Source organism: Streptococcus pseudopneumoniae (assembly GCF_001074565.1).
In the GTDB taxonomy this organism is placed as follows: domain Bacteria; phylum Bacillota; class Bacilli; order Lactobacillales; family Streptococcaceae; genus Streptococcus; species Streptococcus pseudopneumoniae_J.
The window spans coordinates 21,413-27,500 of the sequence record NZ_JUQX01000044.1 but is presented as its reverse complement, the minus strand read 5'-3'; the positions used below and the strand labels follow the sequence as shown (position 1 = coordinate 27,500).

Below are 6,088 nucleotides of genomic sequence, written 5' to 3'. Positions count from 1 at the left end.
CTTTCACAAGTTTAACCAAATCTCGCGCTAATGTCGAAACATTACAAGAAACATAAACCATTTTTCCTGGTACATAGGTTAGGATGGTATCTAATAACTTGTCATCTAAACCCGTTCGAGGAGGGTCGACTATCAGGGCATCTGCCCTATAGCCCTCTTGATACCAGCGGGGAATAATCTCTTCAGCTGTTCCTGCTTCATAATGGGTATTGTCAAATCCCATCTTTCGGGCATTTCGCTTGGCGTCTTCAATGGCTTCTGGGATAATGTCCATCCCTCTGAGACTCTTGACCTTCTTCGCGAAAGCAAATCCAATCGTCCCAACACCGCAATAAGCATCAATCAAATGATCTTCTTCGCCAACGTCAAGAGCCTTAACCGCTTGACTATAGAGAATTTCAGTCTGCTCAGGATTGAGCTGATAGAAGGCTCGAGGGGAGAGAGAAAACTCATAGTCGAGTACTCCTTCTTGAATACTCTCTTGGCCCCAGATAATTTCTGTCTTTTCACCATAAATTTCACTTGTTTTTGCTGTATTTGCATTGACTGCAACCGTCACAATCTCTGGAAAATCCTTAACGAGGTCTTGTACTAGTTGATTTAAATTCAGCTGGCGATTTGTGACAACGATAATCTGAACTTGTCCAGTTTTTCTCGCTCGACGTACCATGATGGTGCGAACACCTAGCGTTTTTCTCTCATCTGTGATGGGGATTTGATAGTAAGTGAGAAGCTCAGCTAGGCGATTTGCAATCACTTGGGTTTCCTTATCTTGCACCAAGCAGTCTTTCAACTCTACGAGGTAATGAGAGTTTTGTGCATACAAACCCGCCTTGACCTGATTGTTGAATTTTCGTGTTTGAAATTGCAGTTTTGCTCTGTAATATTTTGGTTCTGACATTCCGATAGTTGGACGGATTTCATAGTTTTCATATCCTGCAGGAGCAAATTTTTTCAAGGCTTGGTGGAGCAAATCCGTTTTGAACTCTAACTGTTTATCATAGTGAAGGTGCATGATTTGGCAACCACCACATTCATTATAAATCGTACATGCTGGTACGACTCGAAACTTGGACTTTTTATTTACTTTGAGTAATTTTGCTTCAACAAAGTTGCGTTTAATAGAAGTAATCTGACAATAGATATCTTCTCCCTTGAGGGCACCTGGCACAAAAACGAGGGTTTTCTGGTAAAAACCGATTCCCTCACCATTGATGCCCATACGCTTAATTTTTAATGGAATTTTTTGTTTGACTTTTAGATTCATAAGTCTATTATACCACGTAGTTTCTCAATGGTTAAGAATATGTTACAATAAAACCATGATTACAAAGACATCTCATTTTTCCCCATTGGATTTTCCTGAGCAATTACGAACTTATATAGAGGGAGCAACCCTTTCTGACAGCTCTTCTCATTCAGGCGCAACGGTTCTCTATCTTGATTCAGGTTACTATTTGAAAATTGATCAAAAGAGAAGATTAGAGCGAGAAGCTGCCATTGCAAGGTGGTTTGAAACCAAAGGACTGGGAACTCCTGTTATCGACTATTTATCTACAGATAAAGACTACCTTTTAACAAAAGAAGCACCTGGCAAAGATGCCCTTGCCTTTCTGGACCAGCCAGAAACAATTTGCCGAACCATGGCACATGCCCTTAAAAAACTTCACAACTTACACCCACACAATTTTCCATCAGAAAATCATTTACAAACCTATAAAGATAGAGCTTTGAAAAACTATGAAAAAGGCGAGTTCTATGCCAAGGCCCTCCTACCCCAATTTCAGATTAATAGTCGCGAAGAGGCCTTCCAACTCATCCAAGAACAAGGACACCTTTTAAAGACAGATGCCTTTATTCACGGTGATGCCTGTCTACCAAACTTTATTCTAAAAGATGCTAGCCTTTTCTCTTGCTTTATTGATCTGGGCTTGGCTGATTTTAGTGATCGTCATATCGATCTCTTTTGGGCAGTTTGGTCTCTAAACTATAACCTAGATAACCCTAAATACGCTGAACTGTTTCTTGACTATTACGGCAGAGAAGAGGTCGACACAAACAAACTTCGACTTGTTGCTGCCTTTGAAGCATTTGGATAAAAGGTAAACCATGAAAATCACAAAACTTGAAAAGAAAAAACGCCTCTACCTGATGGAGCTAGATCATCAGCAAACCTCTTATATCACTGAAGATACCATTGTCCGCTTTATGCTATCTCGAGATAAAATCATTAGCAAAGAGGAACTGACCGAGATTCAGAACTTTGCCCAGTTTTCTTATGGCAAAAATCTTGCTCTCTACCATCTATCCTTCAAGGCCCGTACTGAAAAAGAAGTGCGAGAGTATCTGGACAAGTATGATATTGAAGATACAATCGTTAGTCAAGTTATCACTAATCTAAAAGAAGATAACTGGATTAATGACCATCAGTATGCTTATTCCATCATCAATGCCAATCAACTTTCTGGAGATAAAGGACCCTATTTACTAACTCAAAAACTGTCTCAAAAAGGAGTTGCTAAATCAACTATTGAAGGTGTTCTAAAGGATTTTGATCATACAGAAGTTGCTCAACGTGTAGCTGAGAAACTGCTTAAAAAATACACCGGAAAGCTTCCTGCTCGCGCTTTGCAAGATAAGATTATCCAAAACTTGACTAACAAGGGCTTCTCCTATCCCGATGCTAAAAGTGCCTTTGATGACTTGGACAGTCAAGTCGACCAAGAAACGACTCAAGAACTCATTTTTAAAGAGCTAGACAAACAATATGCTAAGTATGCTCGAAAGTATGAAGGATACGAACTTAAACAGCGTTTAACCCAAGTTTTAGCTCGAAAAGGCTATGATTTTTCGGATATAGCTAGCGCTCTCAGAGAATATCTTTAATATTTTCGTGTAAAATTCAAAAAAATTAGACCGATTTATGATATAATAGTAAACGATAAACTTATAAATTGTAGAAAGTTGGTTAGTTATGAAACTTCCAAAAGAAGGCGACTTTATTACAATTCAAAGTTATAAGCATGATGGGAGTCTTCACCGTACTTGGCGGGACACCATGGTACTAAAAACAACAGAGAACGCCATTATCGGCGTCAACGACCACACACTTGTTACCGAAAGTGACGGTCGTCGTTGGGTGACTCGAGAACCGGCTATTGTTTACTTTCACAAAAAATATTGGTTTAATATCATTGCTATGATTCGCGATAATGGGATTTCCTACTATTGCAATATGGCCAGCCCCTACTATCTAGATGAGGAAGCCCTGAAATACATTGATTATGATTTGGATGTCAAGGTCTTCACTGATGGTGAAAAGCGTCTCTTGGACGTTGAAGAGTATGAGCGCCATAAACGTAAAATGAAGTATTCTGATGATTTAGACTATATTTTGAAAGAGCATGTTAAAATCCTTGTTGATTGGATTAACAATGGACGCGGTCCTTTCTCAGAAACCTATGTCAACATTTGGTACAAACGCTACATAGAACTAAAGAATCGGTAAAGTTGTCAAACTGGGGTGAAAGCCCTGGTTTTTTATTTGAAAAACCCAGCTTTTCAGCTGGGTTGATTTCTATATATCTAATTTAGTAACAGTAAACTTGATATGGGAGTAGTCTTTTTCAACATCCTTATCCAACAAGAAAGCCGTGGCATCCTTCTTAACCTGAACCAAGTCAATATTCTGGGCTTGAGCTGCATAGACGCATCCACAATAACATTGGCGATAAATATCATACTCCTCGCACATCTCCACCGAACGCTTGTAGCCTTGATTTTTCTTGAAATCACTTGGGAGATAGTGGGTTGTATAAATCTTTTGCACATCAATTCCGATGCTATTGATGGTTTGAGAATTCTTATGGGGACTGATGGTCAAGGCTGAACCAAAGTAGTCAAAGCCCAAATCCATAGCCACTTGCGCTGTTTTGTCCAGACGGTAATCAAAACAAACCTTGCAACGGTCGCCACCTTCGGGTTCTTCTTCCAGTCCTCTGACTAACTTCCGGTATTCATTTGGTTCGTAGGGAGCTTCTAGGTACTGAACCGTATTGCCTGTTCGCTCATTGAAATCACCAACAAATTTTTTTGTAACGTAAGCCCGCTTGTGGTATTCTGCCTTGGGATGGATATTGGAATTGGCGAAATAGATGGTCACATCAGCGTACTTGGTCAGATACTCTAGGGTGTAGGTACTACAAGGAGCACAGCAAACATGCATGAGAATAGTTGGCCGTTGCTCATTCTTTTCCCAAACCTGAACCATTTTCTGCATGACACGGTCATAATTAATCTTCTGATTGGGATTCATCTTGCTCAGAATTTCTTCTACATCAATCATGTTCTTCTCCTTCTTCTAGTCTTATTTTATCATATAAGTTAGGAGAGCTCAATCCAATTTAGAAGTGATTATCATAAAAAGAAGGGATACGCATCCCTCCTTTAATAGTTTTTACATCGTACCGCCCATCATGCTTGGATCCATTGCTGGAGCTGGGGTTACTGGTTCTGGTTTATTGGCTACGACTGCTTCTGTAGTCAAGATCAAGCTGGCTACTGATGCTGCATTTTGAAGAGCTGAACGGCTCACTTTGACTGGGTCGATGATCCCTTCTTCAATCATATTAACCCACTCACCCGTTGCTGCGTTGAAGCCTGTACCAAGCTCAGCATTCTTCAAGCGATCGATGACGATAGACCCTTCGAATCCTGCATTGTGGGCGATTTGACGAACAGGTTCTTCCAAGGCACGGAGAACAATACTACGTCCTGTTGCTTCATCACCTGTCAATTCCAAGGCAGCAACGGCTGGAATGACATTGACAAGAGCTGTTCCACCACCAGCAACGATTCCTTCTTCAACGGCTGCACGAGTAGCGTTGAGGGCATCTTCAATGCGGAGTTTCATTTCTTTCAACTCAGTTTCAGTTGCAGCTCCGACCTTGATGACTGCGACACCACCTGACAATTTTGCCAAGCGTTCTTGGAGTTTTTCGCGGTCAAATTCAGATGTTGTAGTTTCAATTTGAGACTTGATAACTGCAACACGGTGAGAAATGGCTTCAGGATTTCCTGAACCTTCTACGATAACAGTGCTGTCTTTGTCCACAGTCACTCTAGCGGCTTGACCTAGCGCCTCAATCGTCGCGTCTTTCAACTCAAGACCAAGATCTTCTGTGATGACAGTTCCACCTGTCAAAATAGCGATGTCTTCCAACATAGCCTTACGACGGTCACCAAAGCCAGGAGCTTTGACAGCAACGACATTGAAAGTTCCTCGAATCTTGTTCAATACAAGGGTTGGCAGAGCTTCGCCGTCCACATCATCTGCAATAATCAAGAGTGGACGATTGCTTTGGAGAATGCTTTCTAGGAGTGGCAAGATTTCTTGGATATTGGAAATCTTCTTGTCGGTAATCAAGATGTATGGATTTTCGAGGTCAGCTACCATCTTTTCACTATCAGTAACCATGTACTGTGATAGGTAACCGCGGTCGAACTGCATTCCTTCTACGACTTCAAGTTCTGTTTCCATCCCACGTGACTCTTCAATGGTGATGACTCCATCCTTGCCAACTTTTTCCATGGCTTCAGAGATGTATTCGCCGACTTTTTCAGAACGAGAAGATACAGCGGCAACCTGAGCAATGGCTTCTTTATTGGCAACAGGAATGGCATTGTTTTTCAAAGCTTCTACAGCTGCGGCAACCGCTGCTTCAATCCCCCGACGAATGCCGATTGGGTTGGCACCTGCAGTAACGTTCTTGATTCCTTCGCGGACGATAGCTTGAGTCAAAACAGTTGCAGTTGTTGTACCATCACCAGCGATATCATTGGTCTTTGAAGCGACTTCTGATACCAACTTGGCACCCATATTTTCAAAATGGTCTTCCAACTCGATTTCTTTGGCAATGGTCACCCCGTCATTGGTGATGAGTGGTGAACCAAATGATTTTTCAAGAACAACGTTACGTCCTTTTGGTCCCAAGGTTACTTTAACAGTATCTGCAAGGATATCGACACCGCGGACCATAGCTGAACGAGCGTCTGATGAAAATTTAATATCTTTTGACATACTTACTTT

Annotated in this window: 6 protein-coding genes (1 of these 6 only partly in view); 3 read left to right on the top strand and 3 right to left on the bottom strand. The window is 41.3% G+C overall.

From position 1 onward, the window contains the following. On the bottom strand, positions 1-1,267 hold the 5' portion of the coding sequence (gene rlmD, locus ADI74_RS06790; protein WP_049537929.1) for a 23S rRNA (uracil(1939)-C(5))-methyltransferase RlmD. It extends 95 nt beyond the left edge of the window; the window shows 1,267 of its 1,362 coding nt (coding positions 1-1,267); the start codon lies at positions 1,265-1,267; the stop codon falls past the left edge of the window. Between the two features lie 55 nt (positions 1,268-1,322). On the opposite strand from rlmD, the gene ADI74_RS06785 reads away from it, so the two are divergent. The 3 genes from ADI74_RS06785 to ADI74_RS06775 all read left to right on the top strand — a co-directional run bounded on the left by ADI74_RS06785 (position 1,323) and on the right by ADI74_RS06775 (position 3,508). Then, positions 1,323-2,099, top strand: coding sequence for an aminoglycoside 3'-phosphotransferase (locus ADI74_RS06785; RefSeq protein WP_049537927.1), 777 nt, complete (start codon positions 1,323-1,325; stop codon positions 2,097-2,099). A 10-nt stretch (positions 2,100-2,109) separates the two neighbouring features. Beyond that, positions 2,110-2,886, top strand: coding sequence for a recombination regulator RecX (gene recX / locus ADI74_RS06780; protein ID WP_049537926.1), 777 nt, complete (start codon positions 2,110-2,112; stop codon positions 2,884-2,886). A gap of 88 nt (positions 2,887-2,974) precedes the next feature. Then, positions 2,975-3,508, top strand: coding sequence for a nucleoside tri-diphosphate phosphatase (locus tag ADI74_RS06775; protein ID WP_049537924.1), 534 nt, complete (start codon positions 2,975-2,977; stop codon positions 3,506-3,508). A 69-nt stretch (positions 3,509-3,577) separates the two neighbouring features. Here the strand turns inward: ADI74_RS06775 and ADI74_RS06770 are convergent, their stop codons facing one another. Continuing rightward, positions 3,578-4,345 (bottom strand): epoxyqueuosine reductase QueH, encoded by a 768-nt coding sequence (locus ADI74_RS06770; RefSeq protein ID WP_049537922.1) that lies wholly within the window; start codon positions 4,343-4,345, stop codon positions 3,578-3,580. 111 nt (positions 4,346-4,456) lie between these two features. After that, positions 4,457-6,079 (bottom strand): chaperonin GroEL, encoded by a 1,623-nt coding sequence (groL, locus tag ADI74_RS06765; protein ID WP_049537920.1) that lies wholly within the window; start codon positions 6,077-6,079, stop codon positions 4,457-4,459. Between the last annotated feature and the right edge of the window lie 9 nt (positions 6,080-6,088).